Origin of the sequence: Ferviditalea candida, assembly GCF_035282765.1 — a bacterium.
GTDB lineage: Bacteria > Bacillota > Bacilli > Paenibacillales > KCTC-25726 > Ferviditalea > Ferviditalea candida.
Window position 1 is genome coordinate 129,934 of record NZ_JAYJLD010000004.1, and the last position, 23,895, is coordinate 153,828.

The 23,895-nt window shown below is 50.2% G+C and carries 25 protein-coding genes; 15 read left to right on the forward strand and 10 right to left on the reverse strand.

Annotated features, from left to right (window positions below; translation table 11 throughout):
• Positions 1-82: 82 nt before the first annotated feature.
• The gene (locus tag VF724_RS04310; RefSeq protein ID WP_371752987.1) at positions 83-1,633 is read right to left on the reverse strand and encodes an MDR family MFS transporter; all 1,551 of its coding nucleotides are present in this window, start codon (positions 1,631-1,633) and stop codon (positions 83-85) included.
• A gap of 209 nt (positions 1,634-1,842) precedes the next feature.
• Between VF724_RS04310 and VF724_RS04315 the strand changes: the two genes are divergently transcribed.
• Positions 1,843-2,430, forward strand: coding sequence for a guanylate kinase (locus tag VF724_RS04315; RefSeq protein WP_371752988.1), 588 nt, complete (start codon positions 1,843-1,845; stop codon positions 2,428-2,430).
• A 74-nt stretch (positions 2,431-2,504) separates the two neighbouring features.
• On the opposite strand, the gene VF724_RS04320 is transcribed toward VF724_RS04315, so the two are convergent.
• The gene (locus tag VF724_RS04320; RefSeq protein WP_371752989.1) at positions 2,505-3,668 is read right to left on the reverse strand and encodes an MGDG synthase family glycosyltransferase; all 1,164 of its coding nucleotides are present in this window, start codon (positions 3,666-3,668) and stop codon (positions 2,505-2,507) included.
• A 318-nt stretch (positions 3,669-3,986) separates the two neighbouring features.
• Between VF724_RS04320 and VF724_RS04325 the strand changes: the two genes are divergently transcribed.
• Positions 3,987-4,712 (forward strand): class I SAM-dependent methyltransferase, encoded by a 726-nt coding sequence (locus VF724_RS04325; RefSeq protein WP_371752990.1) that lies wholly within the window; start codon positions 3,987-3,989, stop codon positions 4,710-4,712.
• Between the two features lie 96 nt (positions 4,713-4,808).
• Here VF724_RS04325 and VF724_RS04330 read toward each other — a convergent pair whose 3' ends face one another.
• Entirely contained in the window at positions 4,809-5,312 is a 504-nt protein-coding gene (locus tag VF724_RS04330) for a hypothetical protein (protein ID WP_371752991.1), read from the reverse strand.
• Positions 5,313-5,519: 207 nt separating this feature from the next.
• On the opposite strand from VF724_RS04330, the gene VF724_RS04335 reads away from it, so the two are divergent.
• The 5 genes from VF724_RS04335 to VF724_RS04355 all read left to right on the forward strand — a co-directional run bounded on the left by VF724_RS04335 (position 5,520) and on the right by VF724_RS04355 (position 7,348).
• Positions 5,520-5,747, forward strand: a complete 228-nt coding sequence (locus VF724_RS04335; protein ID WP_371752992.1) for a spore germination protein — start codon at positions 5,520-5,522, stop codon at positions 5,745-5,747.
• On the forward strand, positions 5,744-5,974 hold the full coding sequence (locus tag VF724_RS04340) for a spore germination protein GerPB (protein WP_371752993.1): 231 nt from the start codon (positions 5,744-5,746) through the stop codon (positions 5,972-5,974). The genes VF724_RS04335 and VF724_RS04340 overlap by 4 nt, the downstream gene beginning before the upstream one ends.
• Positions 5,975-6,073: 99 nt before the next feature.
• The gene (gene gerPC, locus VF724_RS04345) at positions 6,074-6,709 is read left to right on the forward strand and encodes a spore germination protein GerPC (RefSeq protein ID WP_371752994.1); all 636 of its coding nucleotides are present in this window, start codon (positions 6,074-6,076) and stop codon (positions 6,707-6,709) included.
• Entirely contained in the window at positions 6,706-6,975 is a 270-nt protein-coding gene (locus VF724_RS04350; RefSeq protein ID WP_371752995.1) for a spore germination protein GerPD, read from the forward strand. Before gerPC ends, VF724_RS04350 begins: the two co-directional genes overlap by 4 nt.
• 13 nt (positions 6,976-6,988) lie before the next feature.
• On the forward strand, positions 6,989-7,348 hold the full coding sequence (locus VF724_RS04355) for a spore germination protein GerPE (RefSeq protein WP_371752996.1): 360 nt from the start codon (positions 6,989-6,991) through the stop codon (positions 7,346-7,348).
• A 10-nt stretch (positions 7,349-7,358) separates the two neighbouring features.
• Here VF724_RS04355 and VF724_RS04360 read toward each other — a convergent pair whose 3' ends face one another.
• Together VF724_RS04360 and VF724_RS04365 are read right to left on the reverse strand one after the other, a co-directional pair.
• Positions 7,359-7,820, reverse strand: coding sequence for a bactofilin family protein (locus VF724_RS04360; protein WP_371752997.1), 462 nt, complete (start codon positions 7,818-7,820; stop codon positions 7,359-7,361).
• A gap of 14 nt (positions 7,821-7,834) precedes the next feature.
• Positions 7,835-8,809, reverse strand: a complete 975-nt coding sequence (locus VF724_RS04365; RefSeq protein ID WP_371752998.1) for a peptidoglycan DD-metalloendopeptidase family protein — start codon at positions 8,807-8,809, stop codon at positions 7,835-7,837.
• Between the two features lie 243 nt (positions 8,810-9,052).
• Here VF724_RS04365 and VF724_RS04370 point away from each other — a divergent pair, with 243 nt between their 5' ends.
• The 4 genes from VF724_RS04370 (at position 9,053) to VF724_RS04385 (ending at position 16,002) form a co-directional block, all read left to right on the forward strand.
• Positions 9,053-9,229, forward strand: a complete 177-nt coding sequence (locus VF724_RS04370) for a hypothetical protein (RefSeq protein WP_371752999.1) — start codon at positions 9,053-9,055, stop codon at positions 9,227-9,229.
• A 226-nt stretch (positions 9,230-9,455) separates the two neighbouring features.
• Positions 9,456-14,054: a glutamate synthase large subunit gene (gltB, locus tag VF724_RS04375; RefSeq protein WP_371753000.1), complete on the forward strand. Its 4,599-nt coding sequence runs from the start codon at positions 9,456-9,458 to the stop codon at positions 14,052-14,054.
• A gap of 42 nt (positions 14,055-14,096) precedes the next feature.
• Positions 14,097-15,584, forward strand: coding sequence for a glutamate synthase subunit beta (locus VF724_RS04380; RefSeq protein WP_371753001.1), 1,488 nt, complete (start codon positions 14,097-14,099; stop codon positions 15,582-15,584).
• A 244-nt stretch (positions 15,585-15,828) separates the two neighbouring features.
• The gene (locus tag VF724_RS04385; RefSeq protein WP_371753002.1) at positions 15,829-16,002 is read left to right on the forward strand and encodes a hypothetical protein; all 174 of its coding nucleotides are present in this window, start codon (positions 15,829-15,831) and stop codon (positions 16,000-16,002) included.
• 40 nt (positions 16,003-16,042) lie between these two features.
• Here the strand turns inward: VF724_RS04385 and VF724_RS04390 are convergent, their stop codons facing one another.
• The gene (locus VF724_RS04390) at positions 16,043-16,414 is read right to left on the reverse strand and encodes a helix-turn-helix domain-containing protein (protein WP_371753003.1); all 372 of its coding nucleotides are present in this window, start codon (positions 16,412-16,414) and stop codon (positions 16,043-16,045) included.
• Between the two features lie 211 nt (positions 16,415-16,625).
• On the opposite strand from VF724_RS04390, the gene VF724_RS04395 reads away from it, so the two are divergent.
• Complete coding sequence (locus tag VF724_RS04395; RefSeq protein ID WP_371753004.1) at positions 16,626-17,081, forward strand: PilZ domain-containing protein; 456 nt, start codon at positions 16,626-16,628, stop codon at positions 17,079-17,081.
• A 450-nt stretch (positions 17,082-17,531) separates the two neighbouring features.
• Here the strand turns inward: VF724_RS04395 and VF724_RS04400 are convergent, their stop codons facing one another.
• From VF724_RS04400 to VF724_RS04410, 3 genes are all read right to left on the reverse strand, one after another.
• Complete coding sequence (locus VF724_RS04400; protein WP_371753005.1) at positions 17,532-18,707, reverse strand: benzoate/H(+) symporter BenE family transporter; 1,176 nt, start codon at positions 18,705-18,707, stop codon at positions 17,532-17,534.
• A 76-nt stretch (positions 18,708-18,783) separates the two neighbouring features.
• A complete protein-coding gene (locus tag VF724_RS04405) occupies positions 18,784-19,227 on the reverse strand; it encodes a bactofilin family protein (RefSeq protein WP_371753006.1) in 444 nt (147 codons plus the stop codon).
• Positions 19,228-19,242: 15 nt separating this feature from the next.
• Entirely contained in the window at positions 19,243-20,250 is a 1,008-nt protein-coding gene (locus tag VF724_RS04410; RefSeq protein ID WP_371753007.1) for a peptidoglycan DD-metalloendopeptidase family protein, read from the reverse strand.
• A 249-nt stretch (positions 20,251-20,499) separates the two neighbouring features.
• Between VF724_RS04410 and VF724_RS04415 the strand changes: the two genes are divergently transcribed.
• A complete protein-coding gene (locus VF724_RS04415; RefSeq protein ID WP_371753008.1) occupies positions 20,500-21,594 on the forward strand; it encodes a ParM/StbA family protein in 1,095 nt (364 codons plus the stop codon).
• A 43-nt stretch (positions 21,595-21,637) separates the two neighbouring features.
• On the opposite strand, the gene ligD is transcribed toward VF724_RS04415, so the two are convergent.
• On the reverse strand, positions 21,638-22,540 hold the full coding sequence (gene ligD, locus VF724_RS04420) for a non-homologous end-joining DNA ligase (protein ID WP_371753009.1): 903 nt from the start codon (positions 22,538-22,540) through the stop codon (positions 21,638-21,640).
• A 128-nt stretch (positions 22,541-22,668) separates the two neighbouring features.
• Here ligD and VF724_RS04425 point away from each other — a divergent pair, with 128 nt between their 5' ends.
• Positions 22,669-23,622 carry an ATP-dependent DNA ligase gene (locus VF724_RS04425; protein WP_371753010.1) on the forward strand — a complete coding sequence of 318 codons (954 nt, stop codon included), beginning with the start codon at positions 22,669-22,671 and terminating at the stop codon, positions 23,620-23,622.
• Positions 23,619-23,843, forward strand: coding sequence for an FAD-dependent oxidoreductase (locus tag VF724_RS04430; protein ID WP_371753011.1), 225 nt, complete (start codon positions 23,619-23,621; stop codon positions 23,841-23,843). The genes VF724_RS04425 and VF724_RS04430 overlap by 4 nt, the downstream gene beginning before the upstream one ends.
• Positions 23,844-23,895 lie beyond the last annotated feature (52 nt).

Genomic DNA, 23,895 nt, shown 5'->3' on the forward strand with positions numbered 1-23,895 from the left:
TTTTTATATTCTTATTAAAGGTCGGCGGAACTTATGATTTTCGTTGGATCGGACAAGATAACCGGGATGTCGGAGGGTACAATTATGTATGAACGGCTTTTGCGGAGGTTTTCTTTTCGGCCCTGCTTCCCGGCTTCGGCAGAAAAAGCACCAAGAGCAGAGTAACCGCGGCCAGAATAAAGATGCCGATATATACGCTGTGCAGCGCGTTTGTCAATCCATCCTGCATAATCCTCACCACAGAGGGGGCAAGCTGCCGCCGCGCGGCCGGATCAAGCAGCTGGTTGGTCAGGCTGATATCCAGACGGCTGTTCACTTTATCCTGATGCCCCAGCAAAAAAGCGTTCAGACGGCTGTTTAGAATGCCGCCCAGAATTGATGCGCCCAGGGTGGTTCCGAGAATTCGCATAAACATGTTGGAGGCTGTCGCGACCCCTCTTGTTTGCCAGTCGACGCTGCTCTGCACGGCCACAAGGTACGTCATGGTGGACAATCCCATGCCGACGCCGATCAGGAACGTGGCCAGTCCGGCCATGAGAGGGCCCTGTTCAGGTTTCAGCACAAGGAAAAACAGGGAACCGATGATCAGCATAAAGCCTCCCAGCAGCGCCATTCTGCGGAAGCCGACGCGGACGAGAAATCTTCCGCCGATGGTGGACGATAACGGCCAGCCGACGGACATCATCGCGAGCACAAAACCCGCAGTGGTCGGAGTGCGCTCCATCACGCCTTGGACGAAGGTGGGCAGAAAGGCGGAAACCCCAATCATCACAATGCCTGTGGTCAGTGATCCGATATTGCACAGGGCAATGAGCCGATTCTTCCAGATGGATAGCGGCATTATCGGTTCCGAAGCGCGGTTTTCCCGCAGGAAAAACAGCACGATCCCAATAAGGCTCACTATGGTGAGCAGGAGCACAGGGGCGGATACCCACGGCCAGTGAACGCCGCCTTGAATCAACAAAACCATCAGAGCGCTGATGGCGACAAACAACAGAGCCGAACCGGGATAATCGATGGAATGCGGTTTTTTTTCCACCCGTTCATGCAGAAATAATGTCAATCCCAGAATTGAGATAATGCCGAGGGGAATGTTAACCCAAAAAACCCACGACCAATGAACATACTCTACGAATATGCCGCCGAGCGTGGGGCCGACGACGGAAGCAAATCCCCATACGCTGGCAAGATAGCCTTGAATTTTTCCGCGTTCCTCAATAGTGTAAATATCGCCCACGATCGTCATGGCGATGGGTTGTATGGCCCCTGCGCCAATGCCTTGAATGAAGCGGAAGATGATAAGCTGTGTCATGCTGCCGGCAAAGCCGCACAGAATCGAACCGATCAGGAAAACGGCGACTCCCATATAAAATACGGGTTTTCTTCCAAATAAATCGGCCAGCTTGCCGTAGATCGGCACGAATATGGCCTGCATCAGCAAAAATCCGGAGAACACCCAACTAAAAAGGGAAAATCCTCCGAGGTCCGCGACAATGCTGGGCATTGCGGTAGCGACGATCGTGGCCTCAATGGCGGAAATGAACATGGCAATCATCACGGAAGCCAGAACCAGCGGGCGTTTCGTACCGGATGCAGATTTTCCGGCTGTTTGGGAAGGCGGAGATTGTGGCATGTTGAGCCTCCAGGTGAGCTATTTTTTTAAGTATATAACAAAAAGAAGATGCTGAAAATCATTGAAGCATAAACGTCGGCAATTCATTCCAGACTAGCAGTAATCCGGGTATTGAGGTTAATATCGGAAATTTTCAGATTCGATTTGAAAGGATTATCGGCATGGATTATCGAATAAACTAATATATACAGGAAAAAAGGAGGGTGGCCATGTACCAGCTCAGGGACAAGGAAATGATTTTTGTGTTTACCGGACCTGACGGTTCAGGAAGAAAAACGATTGCCGATATGGTTGGAACGACGCTCGGCATCAGTAAAGTTCTTTCCTATACGACTCGCCCCCCGCGGGCTACGGAAATGGACGGTCAGGACTACCATTTCATCACCGGCGAGCAATTTGCGCAAGCGGAGCGAAACGGAGAATTTCTGGAAAGCATCGAAATGGACGGCAACCATTACGGGATTAAAAACAACGATATCGAAGAAATGTTCAATCGAAACGAATTCATCTACCTGATTTTGAACTCGCAGGGAGCAAGGACACTGAAGAAACTGTATGGGGACAAGGTGACGCGCATATTCATCTACGTCGACAAAGAGACGATTTTGGACAGGCAAAGGCAGCTCGGAGCGGATGAAGAAACGCTTGCGCGTCATGCCGCGCACTATGAAGAGGACATGGCCTATATGCCGGAGTGCCGGCATGCTTATGAGAATGCCGACCTGGCCCATACCGTATTTGACGTTACAAAAACGCTGGAGCAGTACATGAACCGAAATCTGATAGACAAGGATTGACGTCTCTAAGCGTATGACAAAGAGGCCCTCCCTGAAGTGAATCATCATTCAGCGGGAGGGCTCTTTTTTTTCGCTTAAGCGTTGATTACATGGTAGGTCAGCGGCCCTCTGGCAAGCATAATGGTATCGAGGACCTTGAAGGCTGCGTGTTTCATGCCGAGTTCCCGGGCGTTGAGCCGCATGGCCTCGAGAATATCTCTTCGCCTCAGCACCTCGGTCAGCTTAAAGATCAGATCGGCGTCGTTGTCGGCCAGCAGGGCGACGCCGGACTGCAGAAGAAAAGCTGCATTGTCCTGTTCCTGACCGGGCAGGGGTTTGTATAACAGCATCGGAAGTTCCAGCGCAACCGCTTCGGATGTGGTCAGTCCTCCTGGCTTGGTAATGATGAGATCGGAAACGGCCATCAGTTCGTGAATATGATCCACGTATCCGGTAATCATCAGATGGTGTCTCGAATGTGCGAGCTCATCTAGCAAATGGTTCTGTAATTTTCGATTTCGGCCGCAGACGATAATAAACTGCATTTGTTCATTGAGCGCATCGGAGTTCAGCAGTTCGATCAGTCCCTCGCTGATCATTCCGAAGCCGCCGCCCATTACAAGAACAGTGGGCAAAGAGGAGTTTAACCCGTATTTGGCGAACAGACTGCTCCGGTCGTAAGACCGGCAGAAGTGCGGACGGACGGGAATGCCGGTGACGGCGATCCGTGACTCGCCGATACCGAGTCCGATCAAAGCTTCGCGTACCCGATCAGATCCCACAATATAGGTATCGGTATGCGGATGGATCCAGTAGCTGTGATCCGTATGATCGGTAATGACGGTCACGGTCGGAATCGAAATCAGTCCGTTGGCCTTCAGAATCGACATTGCGGCAGCGGCGATGGGAAAGGTGCTGACGATGATGGTTGGACGAACTTCCTGAATCAGCCTCATCACTCTGCTGAGACCGAAAAGCTTCAGCTTCTTGAGCGCATCTGACCATGAGTTGGGCCTTCGGGTTTTGTGAAATAAATATCCGTACAGCGACGGGAATTTTCTTACGCTTTGGATGTACAGGTATCTGCTTAAGGAGTGAAGGCGGGGGTGCGTCCATTCCATGAAGTCGGTCACGATGACTTCCGCTTCGGTCCTTCGATACAGCTTGTTTGCTTCGAAAATGGCGTTCGCGGCCTGTTGATGCCCGTCCCCAAAATCGCTTGAGAGCACCAGAACCTTGATTTTATCGCCAATATTCATTCTTTGTACACCTCATTCCCCAACAGGGTTCTGCTCCGCACGGCAACGTACAGGTTTTGATCTTATTTTAATCGGGAACCTGGCGTTTCAGAACCAACCAGCGGAGGTAATTTTCCCGGACGTTGGTCCAGGTGAACGGAACAACGGGTTTTTCAACGGATTTATTCTTTAGTCTCATCATTATTATACCTTTATAAAATTTCCGTGGTAAAGTAAATAATTCCTTAAAATTACATTAAGAAATGATATTAGCCGATGTCAATATGCCACGACAACCATAAGATAAAATAAATTCAAATGGGAAGGACGATGGCATAAGTGAATTATCTGGATATGCTGGCGACGCTCGGAGCGGGGAGCGCCCATCCCGGCGGCTTTGCAGCAACGATGGAGCAGTTTGAGAAATTCCCGATTTCCCCAGGCAGCAAGGTACTTGAAATCGGATGCGGAACGGGAAGAACGGCTTGCTATTTGGCGAAGCAGGGGTGTGACGTTACGGGGATCGATATCCGTCCGAATATGATTGACAAAGCGTGCCTTCGAGCTCATGAGGAGCGGGTTGAAGCTCGTTTCTTGGTCGGGGATGCTTGCGCTCTGCCGTTTATGGATCGGCAGTTTGACGTCGTGCTGGCTGAATCCGTCACGATTTTTGTTGATTCCGCGAAGGCATTGAGTGAATATTGCAGGGTGTTGAGAACAGGAGGAATTTTATACGATCGGGAAATCATCATGATGAAGGAGTGCACCGAAGAAGTTCTTCGTGAAGTGCGGGAATTTTATGGAGTCAACAAGCTTTATTATGCGGAGGACTGGATTTCGCTAATGAAGAAGAGCGGTTTCGGCGAAGCCTCCGTCGGCGAGAAAAAACTGTTCTCCACGGATATGTGGCTGGATGAATTCAAGCATCCCGACCTGTACCAGAAGGCCGATCCGGATTCCTATACAAACCCGGAATTGTGGGAAACCGCAAACAAGTATAATGAAATTATGACGAATTATTTGGATTATTTCGGGTACTCGCTTCTGATCGGCAACAAAGTCTGATATGAGCCAAGCTGCCCGGCGGTATTGTTCCGGGAGTCTGTCCGACGATATTTCGTCGGACAGTTCTGCTCAGAACAGAAAAAAATCGCATGGTGTTTATTCAAAATGGATTCGGATCGGTCGGTCGGTTTCCGTTTCCGTCTCTTTCGGCATGCGGACCTCAAGAACTCCGTCTTTATATCTGGCCCTCGTTCCCCGATGATTAACTGCGGCGGGAAGATTGATCTCGACGGGATCCATGTTCTTTATTCCGTCAAGCTTCAGCTTGAGCCGGCTTCCCGACAGCCTCAGTCCGTAAATGTCTTCACGATCCGAAACTTTAATCCGTGCGATCACGGAACGGTGCGTTTCGAACACCTCCGAATTCGGAGGATTAAAAAATCCGGAACCTCCCTGGAACGGGCTTCCGCCGCCAAACATGGATCCATTTCCGTTATTAGGCATCGTTTTGTTCAAAATGTCCTGCACGAATTTTTCCACCCATTGCGGATCCTGCATCATTTTCTGCATTTGCTCATAATTTAATGAAGGCAGCCTGCCGCCGAATATTTTTTCGAAAGTTTTCCATTGATCCCAAAAACGCTGGTTGATATCCGACATGAAAACCCTCCTCTATGTTGTCTGATTGTTAACAGTATATGTGATCGAAGAATTCATGGTGCGCAGATAGAATACTAACACTTAGGCGGTGCCTGGCATATGATAAGGCATCACGATGAAATGAACCGCTTGATGCTTTGCCGCCGAAAGTGGAACCAATTTCATCGCAGCCCTAAGTATTGACTTTGCAAAAAAGGATGTTTTCCAATGCCTTCTTTTGTAGTTAACGTTAAAATTCTGGCAGTAGGGCCGAGTTCGATTGTGCACATCGGCGATTCCCTGTTTTTGTCGCCGACCAGTTCGGCCAAAACGTATGCGGGCTCGGGATCGTTCAATACCGGCGACCTGCCTATGACGAATAATGCGCTCAACGGCACGAACACCTGGGATCCGGATGCGATCGACACTTCTGTAGGCAGGGTGGGGCCGACATGAATCTGATAGTTTTTCAGAGTATTGTAATCCATAACCTACGGGTGGAAGGAGTCAGCGAGGCATCCATACTGCAGATCGGCAGCTCAGGAAAAATCACCACGCATGCCCAGTCATACATTTTTGAAGGGTATGTCCCGGGCCTAGTTCCGACGCTGCCGCCGCCGGAACTGCTGACTGCCCCCCCCGTTGAAGCGACTTTTCCGTCGGTTCCACTACCCGCTATTTGACATTAGCCAATTCCGCTGCACGCACTTTATCACTCAGAGGCTTGGAATAAGTAATGCGGCGAATATAGGGACTCATAGAATAAGTTAGGGGGTGGCGGCATGATGGACCCAAATCTGTTGCGTCTCATTCACGAGATGCAGCAGCAGTTGATGTGGCAGACCAGCAAATTAAACGAAATTCAGGGAGAGCTCCGCATGCTCCGGGATGAAACGGAAGGCTTGAAGGGGCAAAAGCAAGGCGGCATCGAAAAAATCGATTATCACTTTGATCAGTTGAAGGTGGAAAAGCTGGAGGGAACGCTGAATATCGGGCTTACTCCTTACACCTCGGGGCAAATCGAGCAGCTTTCAGCCGACGGCAATCATCTCGAAGATATTGCTATGCAGCATGTTCAAGTGCCTCCCGAGCCCTATGCGTATACACCGGAGCATCAGTGGATTTACAGTCAGGTGCATCAATATTTACGCTCGGAGTGTCCGGAACTGATCCGCAAATTGGAGGAAGACCATATGACGATTCTGAGTCAGGATTACCGAAGCAAAATGATTGAAGACATAGCCCGGCAAGTGGATGAAAGAATACGGCTTTATCTGGAGCTGAACAATCGAAATGAGGTGAAAATGCAGGGGCAGGAGCTGGAGCGCTGGGTTGTGAACAAGGTGAAAGGAGACATCTACCAAGGGCTGCAAAACCATTTTGAGCAGTTGAACGACAAGAAGGGGAATGCCCAATGAACATGCATGTGACCAATGAACAGCTGAGTGTCGGAAATATCCGGATTATCGGGGTTGCGTCTTCGTCCGTTTTTCTGATCGGAGATACGCGGGAAATTACGCTGTCCTCGTTCTTTGACGCCTTTCCGGAAATATTGCAAGCCCCGCAAATTCCCGGAACCGCGTGGATTCCCTTAGCTACCCGGTCCCCTTCCCCTTCAGCGCCGCAATTGATCCAACCGTTGCCGGAAGGGCCGTTTGTGCCGCTGCCGACGGTCGGCTCTTAGGAGGATGAGCGAAATGCCAAGGCTGTCCGCAGTCGAGAACATTAAAATCAATGTCGTTCTGTTTGCCTCCACCGCGTTTATCGGAGATAACCTGGTGATCCGCCCGCGAACCCGGGCTGTTGCCGTTCATCAGAGGTACCCAGTCTATCTGATGGATGTTCCGGAATTCAGGGCGACAGTCTTCAGGCGTCCCAAACTGAAACCGGTCGTTCGCGAAGAGGTTGACATGGAGATTGTGAATAGGGTGCCGGTCATCAAAGTGGACAATGTAAACATCCGCTCCGTTTCCACCTCCGCGGTGTTTCAAGTGGGGTCTACCGGAATCATCGACGCGGAGGCGCGTGTGAAGCATGCAAGGCGGATTCTGGATTGATCGGGAAACGTTACTTCGATTTGCTGAGCTTTTCGATTTTGGTGAGATTGGAGGGGATGTCATCGTCCCCCGTTTGTTCCTTGCGGCTTTCCTTTAGACATTGAACATTCATCCGGCTCGTACCGTGAAGCACTCCGCCTTTCACAATGGACAGCGCGTTGACGCTGATCTGGCCGAATACTTTGCCGGTTTCCGTGATTTTCAGAACCTCTTTAGTCCGGACGGTGCCGTTGATGGTGCCCGCATTGATCACATTGCGGGCGGAGATGTCGGATTCCAGGACGCTGTTTTCCCCGACCGTCAAATCTCCGGCGCACTCAATCTCTCCGATGAACTGCCCTTCAATGCGCAGATTGGACTGGGAAATCAATTTTCCGTCCATAATCGTTCCGGGTCCGATCAAGGTATAAGTTTCATTGCCTGGCCTGCCTGCCGTTTTGTTTCGAAGTCTGGCTGATTTTAATCGGAACATGCGACTGTCTCCTTTCATTTTGGCAAGTAGCGGGCGGGATTGACCGGTTTGTTGTTTACCGTCACCTGATAATGCAGATGCGGGCCGGTGCTTTGGCCCGTTGTCCCGACACGCGCGATCAGGTCTCCCTTTTGCACCGTTTCCCCCAATTTCACTGCAAATTTGCTCAGGTGCAGATACATGGTGTGCATCTGCCGGCCGTGGTCGATGACGATATAATTCCCATGCTCGTAATCAAAGCTGACTATGATCACTTTGCCGTCCGCCGCTGCAAACACCGGGTCGCCGATCCTGGCTTCGATATCCAATCCATCGTGAAAAGAGGGCTTTCCGGTGAAGGGATCGCGCCTGATTCCGAATCCGGATGTAATTTTTCGGGTAAGAACCGGCCAGATGGAAGGGGTGATCCGCTTAATCTGCTCCATATGCAAAAGCACGGTTTGCAGGCTGGTGAGCTTTGAGTTCAGCGGTTCCATTTGCTGCAGCAGGGAATCGTACTGCCGGAGCAGAATTTCGGTTTCCTGCCGCATATTTTCCGGCGTTAACGCTGACGAAGGGCCCCCTTCCGCGACGCCCGTTACATCCGAGCCCGGATCGGCTGCTGCGGAGCTTTCCGAAGGCAAGCCTGTCTTTTCCTGGATCGTTTTGGTTAATTGTTCGATCTCCTGCAATCGGCTATTTACTTTTTGCGCCTGCTCGGACAGTGAGAGTATGCTGTTCCGAAGCTGTCCAATTTTGGCGTCCTTGCTGGCGGCGAGCGTCCGCATCCCGGTTTGTTCCCGATTCAGCCGGGAGTGAAGCTGTCGGATGCTGCTTTCGTAACCCAGCCAAACGAAAATAACGGCTGCTGCGAAGCTGCACAGTGCAATCAGCGACACTCCGGCGGCGATTTTCAGCTTCGAAACGGAGAATGTTTTTTGTATGACGGGTCGGTTGGCATCGTCGATGAAGATCAAGGTGATTTTTCGTTGGACATCCCGGATTTTCATGTCGTCTCCCGAAAAAATGCCGTTTCCAATAATGTATGTCCGCTTTTTGCAAGTTAGAATGGATAAACGGTAAATATCGTCATTTTATGGAACGTTATTGTCAAATGCTCAGGATCAGTGTATGATACAGATAAGTTTCAGGGGTGGAAAGCGATTTCTTTTTTTGACGGGGGGACGTACATAATCGGCAGGTTCCGGGTGTATGAATGTATTAACACCATTAACCATCAGGGAGGAAAATGAATGGCTTCAAAAACGAGTGACGAAGTTAAAAAAAGCGTGATGGAATTGACCCGCATTTATCGTCCTGCTAACCCGAGAAAATTTGTCAAGGAATTCGTAAAAAAATACAAGGTACATGGCGGATATGAAAACGAACTTACACATCTGGTTGAGATGGAATTGGGGAAATTGAAATAAGCCGGCACGGCACAATGGCAAGGCCCCGGTCGTGAAATTTCCGGGGTCTTGCCATTGTGCTGTTAATTGGGAAATTACTCTTGTTTCAGTGATCAATTGTCCGAAATTTTTTTAAATCGGGCTATAAAAATATTAAATTGATCTGTTTTTTGGAGGGTGTTAAAATAATTAATATTGCGAAAATTGGCGAAGTATCACTAAAAATTTAGGTAGAAAGGTGCACGAGATGAAACGTAACGGCTTACCATCCAAGCAAGGGCTGTATGACCCCCGTTTCGAACATGACGCCTGTGGTATCGGTTTCGTGGCTAACATCAAAGGGAAAAAATCAAATGAAATAGTTCACCAGGCGCTGACCATATTGACAAATTTGGATCACCGCGGCGGACAGGGCTCCGAAACGAATACCGGCGACGGTGCCGGAATCCTCATGCAGATCCCGCACAAATTCCTGAAGAAGGAATTGGCGAAAAAGAACATCAACCTGCCCAAAGCCGGAGATTACGGCGTCGGCATGGTTTTCTTCTCGCCCGATCCGGCGCACCGCAAGCAAGGCGAGCAAATCCTCGAAAGGATCATAGCCGAGGAAGGGCAGCATTTGATCGGATGGCGGACAGTTCCGACGGATGACGCTCTATTGGGCGAAACCGCGAAGTCGAGCGAGCCGTTCATTCGTCAGGTGTTCATCAAACGCAGCTCCGCTGTGAAGGACGAGTTGACCTTTGAACGCAAGCTGTATATTATCCGCAAGCGCGCGGAACGGGAGATCCGGGCTTCGGAAACAGAAGGCGGAGAATTTTTCTATTTTTCCAGTCTCTCCTGCCGGACAATCGTATACAAGGGCATGCTGACCACCGATCAGGTGGATACCTTCTACCTTGATCTGCGCGACCCCTCGGTAGAAACGGCGCTGGCGCTCGTTCACTCGCGTTTCAGCACGAATACGTTTCCCAGCTGGGAACGCGCGCATCCGTACCGGTACTTGATCCACAACGGGGAAATCAATACGCTTCGCGGCAACGAAAACTGGATGTACGCCCGACAGGCCGTATGCGAATCCGAAGTCTTCGGGGACGATTTGAAGAAAGTGCTTCCGGTTATTGACGCGGATGGAAGCGATTCCTCGAAATTCGATAATACTTTCGAGTTCCTGCTTTTAGCCGGCCGTTCGCTGCCGCATGCCGCTATGATGATGATTCCGGAACCGTGGCAAAACCATGAAAGCATGGATGCTGAGCTCAAAGGCTTCTATGAATTCCACAGCTGCCTGATGGAGCCATGGGATGGTCCTGCGGCAATGGCATTCACAGACGGCAGGCAGATTGCCGCCGTGCTGGACCGCAACGGTTTGCGGCCGGCCCGATATTATGTGACCAAGGACGATCTGATCGTGCTTGCGTCCGAGGTCGGTGTGCTGGATATTCCTCCGGAGGATGTCATACTGAAGGATCGGCTTCGACCGGGCCGCATCCTGTTGGTGGATACGGTAGAGGGCCGGATTGTTTCCGATGAGGAAGTTAAAAGCAAAATCGCTTCCGAGCAGCCGTACAAGGAATGGGTTGACCGGCATATGATCGATCTGAGCCGGATTGAGGACGCTCCGGACGTGCATGAATACAGCCATGAGCTGCTGACGCAAAGACAGCAGGCCTTTGGTTATACGTATGAGGATTTGCGCAAAATGCTCGCGCCGATGGCGACGACGGGCGTCGATCCGATCGGATCGATGGGCATCGATTCGCCGCTCGCCGTACTGTCGGATAAACCGCAGCTGCTCTACGATTATTTCAAGCAATTGTTCGCTCAAGTTACCAACCCGCCGATCGACGCCATCCGCGAAGAATTGATTACGGCAACGGTTACGACGATCGGGCCGGAAGGCAATTTGCTGGATCCAAAGCCGGAGAGCTGCCGGCAGATCCGCATTAAAACGCCGATTCTGACCAATGAGGAGATGGCCAAGCTGCGCCATATCCGGCGGGAAGGGTTTAAAACCGCCGAACTGCCTTATTTGTATAAGGCAGCTCATGGCGAAAAAGGCTTGGAGCAGGCGCTGACAGGCTTGTTTGCCGAAGCGGACAAGGCCATTCGGCAAGGAGCCACTCTGCTGCTCTTGACCGATCGCGGCATGAACGCCGAGCTTGCCGCCATCCCTGCGCTGCTGGCCGTTTCAAGCCTGCATCACCATTTGATCCGTTCGGGCACGCGAACGAAAGTCAGCCTGATTCTGGAAACCGGGGAAGCGCGTGAAGTGCAGCATTTTGCGCTGTTGATCGGATACGGCGCCAGCGTCATCAATCCGTACCTTGCGCTTGAATCCCTGGACGACATGATCAGGCAGGAAGAAATCGTCAACATCGATCACCAAAAAGCGGTGTACAACTATATCAAAGCGTCCACCAAAGGGATCTCCAAGGTGCTTTCCAAAATGGGGATTTCGACGATCCAAAGCTACAGAGGAGCCCAGATTTTTGAAGCGATCGGTCTCAGCAAGCCGTTCGTGGACCGATATTTCACCTGGACGCCTTCGCGTATCGGCGGAATCGGATTGGCCGAGGTTTCCCGGGAAGTGGAACTCCGGCATGCGAAAGCATTTTCACCGCAGGAAGGCAAAGAAAAAGTCTTGGATACGGGCGGACATTATCAGTGGAGAAAAGAAGGGGAATATCATCTTTATAATCCGCAAACCGTTCATACTTTGCAGCAGGCCTGCCGCACCAATGATAAGCAGCTTTTTAAAGCATATTCGGACATGATCAACGATCAGGAAAAGCAGCTGAAGACGCTTCGCGGACTGCTGAAGCTCAAATCCGATGCCGAACCGGTTCCTTTGGATGAAGTGGAATCCGTGGAGTCGATCTGCCGGCGATTCAAGACGGGTGCGATGTCCTATGGCTCGATCAGCAAGGAAGCGCATGAAAGCCTGGCAATCGCCATGAACCGCATCGGCGGCAAAAGCAATACCGGCGAGGGCGGAGAAGATCCCGCGCGTTTCATTCCCGACGCCAACGGAGATCTGCGCCGCAGTGCGATTAAACAGGTCGCTTCAGGAAGGTTCGGCGTCACCAGCCATTATTTGGTCAATGCCGATGAAATTCAGATCAAGATGGCTCAAGGGGCCAAACCCGGTGAAGGCGGACAGCTTCCCGGCAGGAAGGTATATCCGTGGATTGCCGAAGTCAGGGGATCGACACCCGGTGTGGGACTGATCTCGCCTCCTCCGCACCATGACATTTATTCAATTGAGGATTTGGCGGAATTGATTCACGATTTGAAGAACGCGAATCCGAAGGCCAGAATCAACGTCAAGCTGGTTTCGGAAGTCGGCGTGGGCACGATTGCCGCGGGGGTTGCCAAAGGCCATGCGGACGTGGTGTTGATCAGCGGCTATGACGGAGGAACCGGAGCTTCGCCCAAAACCAGCATCAAGCATGCGGGACTTCCGTGGGAGCTGGGCTTGGCCGAAACCCATCAAACCCTGGTGCTGAACAACCTGCGCGACCGGATCGTCGTGGAGACGGACGGCAAACTGATGACCGGGCGTGACGTGGTGATTGCCGCGCTGCTGGGCGCGGAGGAGTTTGGATTCGCTACCGCCCCGCTGGTTGTACTGGGATGCGTGATGATGCGGGTTTGCCATATGGATACGTGCCCTGTCGGAGTCGCGACGCAAAATCCCGACTTGCGCAAAAAATTTTCCGGTGATCCGCAGCATGTGGTGAATTTCATGCGGTTCATCGCGCAGGAAGTCCGAGAACTGATGGCGCAGCTCGGATTCCGCACCATCAACGAAATGATCGGAAGAACGGATAAGCTTGAAGCGGTTCAGGCGATTGAGCATTGGAAAGCGAAAGGACTGGATCTGTCGCCGCTTTTGTATCAGCCCGATGTACCGAGTCATGTTGGCCGATACTGCACCGAACCGCAGGATCACGGACTGAACCGCTCGCTGGATATGCAAGAGCTGCTCAACATCTGCGAACCGGCTTTGGAAAGGCAGGAACCGGTTCATGCGGTGCTGCCGATCCGCAATATCAACCGCGTCGTGGGAACGATCCTCGGCAGCGAGATTACGAGACGTTTCGGAGCGGAAGGTCTTCCGGACGGAACGATCCGCCTGCATTTCCGGGGCTCGGCCGGCCAAAGCTTCGGCGCATTCGTGCCCAAGGGGGTTACCCTGTCCCTGGAAGGAGATTCGAATGACTATTTCGGCAAAGGGCTGTCCGGAGGCAGATTGGTTATTTATCCTTCAGAGAAATCGATGTTTGTTCCGGAACAGAACATCATTATCGGCAACGTGGCTTTTTATGGCGCCACTTCCGGCGAAGCGTACATCCGCGGCATGGCCGGTGAGCGATTCTGCGTCAGAAACAGCGGCGTTCGTGTCGTCGTTGAAGGCGTGGGTGATCACGGCTGCGAATATATGACCGGTGGACGCGTGGTTGTGCTTGGACCGACAGGCCGCAACTTTGCGGCGGGCATGTCCGGCGGGATCGCGTACCTTTTTGATCCGGATGATGTTTTTGAAAGCAACTGCAACAAGGAAATGGTGCTGTTCGAGCGGCTCGAGGACGAAGTCGAGATGGAAGAGGTCAAAGGCATGATCCGTCGGCACGTGAAATATACAAACAGCGAGCATGCGCAAAAAATACTCAACCGCTGGGATGAACTGGTATGGAAGTTTGTCAAGGTCATTCCGAAGGATTACAAGCGGATGCTTGAGCAAATCGAGAAGGTCAAAAATTCCGGGTTGACCGGGGAAGCCGCTATTATGGCCGCATTCGAAGCGAATATGTTGGACGAATCGCGCGTGGGCGGAAATTAACGGCCGCAGTGAGCGGCAGGGAAATCTTTTAGGAGGATAGCCATGGGTAAACCGACAGGATTTATGGAATATAAACGGGAGCTTCCCAAAGATCGCGATCCCCTGGATCGTATTCGAGACTGGGAAGAGTTCCACCTGCATTTCTCGGAAGAAAACTTGAAGACCCAAGGTGCGCGGTGCATGGACTGCGGGATTCCGTATTGCCACTCAGGCGTGCTGATCAATGGAATGGCCTCCGGCTGCCCGGTCAACAATTTGATTCCGGAATGGAATGATCTGGTGTACCGGGGGTTATGGAAGGAAGCGCTCGGTCGGCTGCACAAAACTAACAATTTCCCGGAATTTACTGGAAGAGTATGCCCCGCCCCGTGCGAGGGGTCTTGCACAGTCGGTCTGAATGGCGATCCGGTGACGATTAAAACGATCGAAAGAGCTATTATCGACAACGGCTTCGACGAAGGCTGGATCATTCCGGAGCCTCCGGCTGCACGCACCGGCAAGCAAGTCGCGGTTGTCGGTTCGGGTCCGTCCGGATTGGCATGTGCGGCTCAACTGAACAAAGCGGGACATCTGGTTACGGTCTACGAACGCAATGACCGGATCGGCGGACTTCTGATGTACGGCATACCGAACATGAAGCTGGACAAGAGGAAAGTTGTACAGCGCAGAATCGACCTGATGGCCGAAGAGGGCGTCACTTTCATCACCAATACGGAAATCGGCAAGGATATTCCTGCAGAGCAGCTGCTCCGCGAATATGATGCCGTAGTGCTTTGCGGCGGAGCGACCAAAGGGCGAGATCTTCCGATTGAGGGACGGGAATTGAAGGGCATTCATCTAGCCATGGAATTCCTGCACAAAAACACGAAAAGTCTGCTTGATTCCAATCATGAGGACGGGAATTTCATTTCCGCTGAGGGTAAAGATGTCATCGTCATCGGCGGGGGCGACACGGGGACGGACTGCGTGGGTACATCGCTTCGCCACAAATGCAACAGCGTCACTCAACTGGAAATCATGCCGATGCCTTTAAAGGAAAGAACGCCCGGCAATCCTTGGCCGCAGTTTCCACGCATTTACAAACTTGATTACGGCCAGGAAGAAGCACAGGCGGTCTATGGAGCCGATCCCCGTCGTTACAGCATCACAACCAAGCGCTTTGTCGGTGATGATCAGGGGAATGTCAAAGAGCTGCATACCGTTGAAATCGAATGGAAACGCGACGATAGAGGGAGAATGGTACCGGTGGAAATTCCGGGGAGCGAGAAGGTTTGGCCCGCACAGCTTGTTTTGCTCGCTATGGGCTTTCTGGGCCCGGAGGACACCGTGCTTGCCCAATTGGACATTGCCCGTGACGAGCGCTCCAACGTAAAAGCAGAATACGGCAAATTCGCCACGAACGTAAAAGGCGTTTTTAGCGCGGGAGACATGAGGCGAGGCCAGAGCTTGGTCGTTTGGGCGATTAATGAGGGCAGGGGAGCGGCTAGGGAAGTCGACCGATATTTAATGGGTTCCTCCAACCTGCCATAATCCATAAAATACAAATAAATGCTGAACCGCCTTGCATTGCAGGGCGGTTTTTCTGTGAAAATGAAAGATTTACATACGGTTGGATAATTCCGACAAAACTAGACGGGAATTTTTGTAAGTGCAATACAGAAAACGACATGATCTTTAAATCGTTTCCGTTATAATAACTCTTGTACCTATCGGAATTGAAGAAAACAAGCTAGCTAAAAAGGAGAGTGAACGCTTCATTCGAAGTGCTGCGATGATGAAAAAAAAGAATAACTCTGAGGTTGATTATTCCGTTAGCGCAGGCAGGAAGATTACACTCGATGTATTTAGCGTGGCAAAGCAGATGGGCATCCCGCAGCAGGATATTCGCGGTTTGTTCATGGATATTCAAGAAAAAAACCGGGTTTCCGGGCAGGCTGAGAGCAAATAGAAGACAGATTTACATACATATGAGCTAAAGATATGACAGCCTAAAGACCCATGGAACGTTCCGCCCGGACAAAGGCAATGAAACGCCGGGCTTGCTCGGGAGTCAATTCCCTTCCATCGATGGTCAACGTGAACTTATCGAGGATTTGCTCGTCGGACAGTTCAAGCTGATCGGCAAATTCCCGCACCTCACGGTCAAGAACACCTTGGGGATTGTCAATCCGGCCGACCAGGTAATCGATCGAAACTTTGAAGACATCGGCGATCTTGGTCAATGTCGCATAGTCGGGTTCTCTTCTGTTCTTCTCATAATGGGATAAGGCGGCGCGGGAGATCCCCAATCGCTGGGCCAAGTCTTCCTGTGTCCATCCTTGTTTGTCGCGTAATGTCGCAATCCTGTTCCCATATTTCATCTGGTTTCCACCTTTTGAATTCGGATGACAAGATAATCATAATACTTTTTTTGTTTTTTTGCATAAACTGAAACAAAATGTATCAATAATTAGGTAATAGTAAGTATTTTTTTTGTTGATACGATACATATTGTAACATGTATTTAAGAAGTTGAATACTACAAAACGTATCAAATTTTGGAATTAACCTGAAAAAGAATGGAGTCTGATTATGGCATTACCATTGAGTCGCCAGAAAAGAAAATTCGTCCGGATTAAGCTTCAAGGCCAAGAAGCCTTGTTGAATATTATTAGCTTTGAAGGCAAACTGGTGGATGCGGCTAAAAGCAAGCCGGTCATGCTGATCGATATCAGTCCGAAAGGGCTTTGCTTTGAAAGCGATTTGAAATTGCCTGTGGACAACCAGCTTAAGCTTGGTTTCTCGTTTCAACTGATGAATACGGACTGCCAAGTACAAGGGAATCCGGTATGGAGAAGGAAGAATCAACTTTGGCAATATGGGGTTGTCTTTACGGATACGTATCATCAAAGCTCGTTATTGAATCTGCTCTTAAAAGAATACGTTCGAAAAGCGTGCCCGGATTCACGCATCGTGCATGAAATGTACCGCCGTTTGGCGGCCCAATATGAAAAGGAACTGAGATGGCAAATAGATTATCGGGTTTGAGAAGGTTGCAGCCAAACACTACAAAAGATATTGGAGTCCAGCGACTTGGATGAGACATTGGCAGCCATAGAATAAATGAGGGAAGGGGGAAACAGGATGACTGAACAATATATATTTTGTATTTACTGCAATTCCATCGTTCCCATAGCAGCATCGGGAAGGGTGTTTCAAACCGGATATTACAAGGTAAAATACCGTCTTGGACAATGCAGGGACTGCATGGAGCCACATCAAGAAACGCACTGTGATATACTGCAGGAAAGCAATTTGCAGGTTGACCTCGGTTCTTAAAAAGAAATTAGTCCAAACTTTAGTGTTCCCTATGTCCGCACCGGGGACAGCAAGACCTATTCGGCCACCGACTTTTAAATAAAGGAAAGATTGGCATGCAGGGTTCTCAAAGTCATTGGGAAACAAATCCTCCTTAGTCGCATTTCATCCACTCCCCCGCTAGCCAGACCCCGACATCTCCGCTTTCCGCTCCCCAAGCATCCAAGCAATGGAGGATCCGACCAGCAGCGACCAAACCGGCGAGGAAATTCCCGCGAAAGAAACATTGGAAATGGATACGATAAATGCGGCAACAACCGAATAACGATAGGAATGTGCCGAGAAAGCGAAATGCGCATTGGCAATTAGGACCTGCAGCAATGAAAAGCCCGCGATCAGGGAAATAAATGGCCGGGGAAGTAAAGTGATCAGATCAATAACGGCCCATGCAAACAATCCGAATAATGTCACAAGAATCCCGGAAACCATTGCGGCCCGAAATCTTTTATCCTTAGGCCCGACATCCTCACTGCTGCATAATGCGGTCATCATACCGCCAACAGCGACCGCATGTCCACCAAAGAAAGCCGCCAAAGAAGTGCCTATTCCCGAAATGAACAGGGAAGACATCATTGGAGCTTTGTAGCCGTTTTGTTGGAGGGCTGCCATGGCTACGGCGATATCATTGCTGAGTATCAACAGGGCGACAGGAACCGCGATTGAAATGAAACCATGCACAGAAAATGCAGGGATGACCAATTGCGGCAGCACGACGTGCAATTCGGGTATTTGCCAAGCCGGCTGACTTGCCCAGAGGCCGAAAATTCCCAGTACCAGGACACTGACAATAGGTGGTATTTTTTTGAAATAACGGCTCGTCAACAGGAAGCCGAGAATGGACAATGTACCGGCCAAGGGGTAAGCTTGAAGTGCCGGAACGATTTTGATGACATACTGGGCAACCAAGCCCGTCAACATGGCTGCAACAATCGGTTTGGGGAGAAGCTTCATGAATTTAGCGAAAATGCCGGTCATACCAACAAGCGCGATCAATAGCCCCGCCATAACGTAGCTTCCGGCAAGTTCGGGAAGGGTGAAATGTGCGGCAGCCGTGCCCAGAAAGGCGGCAGCGGTAATGGAATGGGCTCCGGCTATGGGCAGTTTAAAAATAAGAGGCATTGCAATACTGACGAGTCCACCCAGAAAAAATACTGCGAACAACCAGGAAACGAGAGCGGTTCGGGAGAATCCCGCGGAATGCGCAGCTTCAATGATAAGTACGGCGCCTCCGGTACAAGCCAAAAGTGCGGAAACGATACCGTTGAATAAATACTGATGCTTATTCAGTGTATTCACACCTTCAACAAATGAAATTAGAAATAATAAGGGCCCGCTTGACTTGGTCAGGCGGGCATCGATTTATAAATCTTGTTCAACCGACATTTGATTTGTTTATATATTGAGGGAATTCGGTCTGTACGCTTTTCTCGGAATCGCTTTTTTCGGCGGTTACACTTGTGCCGGTTTTGCTTTCCATTTTGCTTGATCCGTGGAAAATGGCGCCCTGAGCAATCATCAGCGATTCGGCATTGGAATTGCCGTAAAGTTTGCCGGTTGGGGTTAGGGTCAATGCCCCTTTTGTGATGATGTTGCCGTGAACGGTCCCGGCAATTGTTATGTTGCGGGCGGAAATATTCGATTTGGCATTTCCGTGTTCCCCAATCTCCACATCTCCCTGACACTCGATGTCTCCAATTACATGTCCTTCAATGCGAAGGCCTGCTTCCGATTTGATTCTTCCCTCGAACACGCTTCCTTCCCCGATGATCGTATCGGTCGTGTTCGGGTTCACCTTCGATTTTTTCTTGGCAAACATTCAGTAGTCTTCCTTTCATGATGGTGTTAAATAAGCCATGGGATTGACGGTCTTTCCTCGTTTCACTACCTGATAATGGAGATGGGGACCGGTGCTTCTGCCCGTCGAACCCAATCGTCCTATGACTTCGCCTTTACCGACCTTTTGGCCTTCAGTGACCAGAATCTGGTTCAAGTGCATGTACCAGGTTTTGATTCCGTTGGCATGCTTGACAATAATGTTTCTCCCATGGAAAACATCATATCCGGTGGTTTCTACAATGCCCTCTGCGGTGACATACACGGGGTCGTTCAAATTGCCGCCGATATCCACTCCGGAATGAAATCCAGGACGGCCGGTGAATGGATCGACCCGATAACCGAATCCGGAAGTGATCCTGTTCGAAATCGTAGGCCAGATCGATGGCGTCACCCGCAATAAGTACTGCTTGTCAAGCAATTTTTGCCTGGCATCGCCTAGACTGTCCATCAGATTGTCAATATCTTCTCCCAATGAAGAAAACGTGGAAGAAGTATTCGTAAGGAGCTGTTGGATATCCTGATCGCTGATCGCCTCGGTTACCCCGCCCATGCCGGTTTGATCCGCCTGCCCGTGCGAAGCAGGGGTGTTATCCGCAGATAATACAGCGACAGGCTTGACTTTGGTGCTCGTCGAACCGACCTTACCAAGGGTTTTTAATTCCTGTTCCAGCTTTTTTAATTCTTCCACTTTCGTTTTCATTTCATCTGCCTGCTGTGAAAGCTGAATCACCTGGTTCTGCAGCTTGTCGATGGTGTTGTCTTTGTTCTTCAGCTTGTTCTCATACGCCGAGGTTTTATCGATAAGATCTCGCTTCATCAGATTTTTGGCGTGAATATTGTAATCGTTTAAAAAGAAGAAGATTAGCAGGGCGCCTACCAATGTGATCAGAACGGCAGGTATCAGATACAAGATCAAACCCGGGACCCGAAAACGAACAACGGATCGGTTCGCTTCAGGAATGACCATGAATGTGAACTGTCGGCTATCCCATTTCAATTTCATATGTACCCCTTTTTATTGGCTTTTTTTGTATGATGGCTAAGAAATGGAAAGATTATGTGAGGAAAAATAATGAAAAAAATATGCAAAGTTTTTTATTCGCCATACAATCTCAAAAAACCTTCCGATAATTAAAAAAATAAAAAATAAATGATGAGAACAGGAGGAATTTGTTCGAAAAAGTCGAATTGAGTTTAATATATATCTAATATTTGTCAAATCCATCTTTTCACTTGCGAAAGGGAGGAAATAATGGTTAAACTAGCGGGAATCGATGTGGGCAATGACAGCGTCAAAGTGATTGTGGAGGGAATGAACCAACACATCATCATTCCGAATATTGTTGCACCAGGGTACGACAGGCTGATCCTGCAAGAAGAAGAATCCGCTATTGAGGCTCTTGATGTCATCGTGAACAGTCCTTCACTGGAAAAGAACAACCAGCGCTATTTTGTCGGTTTGCTGGCAATGGAAAAAGAAGATAATTTCGAACTGGAAGAAACTGATAATAAGGCGGTATCGGACCAGTCGTTGATCGTGGCCATCACTTCGCTTGCCTATGCGGCTTTGTCCGGTCAGTCCGCATACAGCAACGTTGAAGAAGCCGAATATGTAATCGGAACGGGACTCCCGGTACGCACGTATGCCCGTTTTCATAAAAATTTTGAAGAGCGCCTGGTGGGCGAACATGAAGTGACCTTCTTGACCACCCCGCGTTTTGGAAAGCGGAAGATAAAAGTCATCATCCGCAGGTGCATTGTGTCCATTGAAGGAGCCGCCGCGATTTTCAACCTGGCGACGGATGAATATTTGCAGGTTAAGGACCATGAGCTGTCCAACGGCGTAATCGGCGTGTGTGAAATCGGGGCTTTGACTACCGATTTTCCGGTCGTCAAGAAACTGAATGTGGACAATCATTTCAGCTATGGGGAACAATTGGGTTTATCGGGTTACCTGGATAACATCATCCGCGATGTGGAGGACCTCTACGGCTATTCCTTCCCAAGCCGCTCCAAGCTGGTGCAAAGAATCAAGAGCCGCGATTTTGTCATACAGAGAATCGGTGAACAGCAAGCGGATATCCGGCCGATTGTGGATAATTATTTTTCCCGGGCGGCATTGAAGATTGTTGATATGATCAAAAAACGCTGGAACAAATATCCGGACATTCAATGCTTTTATGTCATCGGCGGCGGCGCATCGGCGTTGAGGCAATATATTCTGGATGCTTCACCATCGATGAAGCTGCGCTTTGTCGAAAACAGCGAACTGCAGAATATGAACGGCTACTACAAAATCGCCCGGTATCGTCTGAATCAGGGACAGACACAGGGCGGTATGGAATAGCAAGCTCAAAAAGCTTTTATGCCGACACCTCGATCGTTTTCGATCAGGTGTTTTTCTTTTTCATGATGAAATCGAGAATGCTGTCGAGCGATTGCGGGGGAATTTGCTGGATCAAATCTCCTTTGCTCCTGAGACGGTCTTCGATGGTGAACAGATTGAAATCCTGAAACCGCAGGTTCATGGAAAGCTCGTTCCATTCGAGAGGTGTCGACACAGGGGCGTGTTCCCGGGCGCGTGGCGTATAAGGGGCGGAAAGCGTTTTGCCGGGCCAATGCTGAAGATAGTCGATATAAATCAAGTCTTTGCGGTTTTTTTTCAGCCGTTCGATCGTAAATAAGCCGGGATGCTTATGCGACAAAAAATTTCCGATAAACTCGCCGATCGCCCGAAGCTGCTCGAATGTGTAGCCGCGCCGGATCGGAACGAAAATCTGTATCCCGGTCGCGCCGGAGGTTTTGGGGATGCTTCGGATGCGCAGCGAATCCAGAACTTCACCTACGAGCAGTGCCGCCTGCATGATCCGCGGTTCCACTTCCAGAGAAGGGTCGATGTCGATGATCCATTCGGAGGGCAAAGGGTCGCCGATATAATGAAAGGAGGGGTGAAACTCAATACTGGCCAGATTACCCAGCCACATTAAGGCAGACAGCGAATCCAGATTAACATAATTAATGCCGTTGAGGACGGCCGTCCGCACGAATTCCGGAGAGGGCTCCGGACAGTTTTTCTGATAGAACGATTTGCCCCGTATGCCGTCTGGAAATCGGATCGTGGTCAAATACCGGTTCCGGCAGTATGTCAGCAGATAGGGCGCCAGTTTGGCCAACTGGAGCAAAAAATCCATCTTGGTGATGCCCTGTCCCGGCCATAAGACCTTTTCCGGATTGGTTACGGCAATCTCATGCCCTTCCACGCGGATGATTTCCTTCAAGCTCGCAGCGGCCAACGCGGTATGTCCTCCTTATCCGAATATAACGTTTCCTAAATATTATTCCAAAATCGGTTCAAACTATCATCAACCGATGCCGGGAAAGAACCGGTGGGATGGAAGAGACGGAACGAAGGAGACGGAAAATGGAACTGCCCCCCTTGAAACCGATTGTGCCCATGGAGCCTGTAAGAAGCGAGACGATTCCGCAAACCGGGAATTGGGCAGTTCAGATCAAATGGGACGGTGTGCGTGTTCTCACTTATTTTGACGGTCAAAACGTCCGTATGTTCAACCGCAAATTGAATGAACGAACGCTTCATTATCCCGAAATTGCCGATATCCGCTCGTATTGCGACGCTGATTCGGTTGTTTTGGATGGTGAGGTGATCGCTCTGGGGGCCGATGGAAGGCCATCCTTTCATCAAGTTATGCGGCGGGACGGCATGCGCCGAATGGAGAAGGTTCTCCGCTTGCGGGAGGAGGTGCCGGTGAGCTATATGATTTTCGATATTATTCATTATAATGGCGAGTGGATTCAGCGCCGCACTTTTGCAGAAAGAAGCGAACTCCTGGAGCATATTATCAAACCGAATGCCCATATTCAGCGGGTGGTTTCCCATGATGACGCGGCGGCTCTGTTTGCGGTGATGCGGCAGCACGGGATGGAAGGAATCGTCATGAAGAACATCGAGTCACCTTACCTCATCGGGGAAAAGAAGAACTACTGGTTAAAGATCAAAAACTACCGCGACCTTGTTGCCGTCATCGGGGGCTTTACCGTACGGGAAGGAAGAGTCAATGCGCTGCTTTTGGGACAATACGACGGACAAGCCGGACTCCGATATATAGGACATGCGGGTACTGCCAAATTCACATACAGTGAATGGAAGGAGCTTGAGCATCGCTTGAGAACGATGACCAAGCAGGAATGTCCTTTCTTCAATAAGCCGAGAAGGACTCCCTTTACTTATTGGACAACCCCTCAAATTACGGTAAAAGTCCGATTCGCCGAGTGGACGGAAGGCGCTACTCTTCGTCAGCCCTCTATCCAAGGCATTGCAGACGTCCCTTCGGAGGAGTGCAATTTCGGAGAATGAGAACGGATTTTCTGAAGAACGCCGTGATGCGGGATGAAGAAGGCTACATTATGGTGGATGATCAGCTGAGCACCAATGTGGAGGGTGTATTTACAGGCGGAGACGCACGAAGAACGCTGATCAAGCAAGCGGTAATCTCGGCGGCCGACGGATGCATCGCGGCATTGGGAGCAGACCAATTCGTCAACAAACGGACTCAATTGCGTCCGCAGTACAGCTGATCTCGGTTGAAGATAGATGCAAGCGGAAATGATCGTTAATGCGATCGCTTCC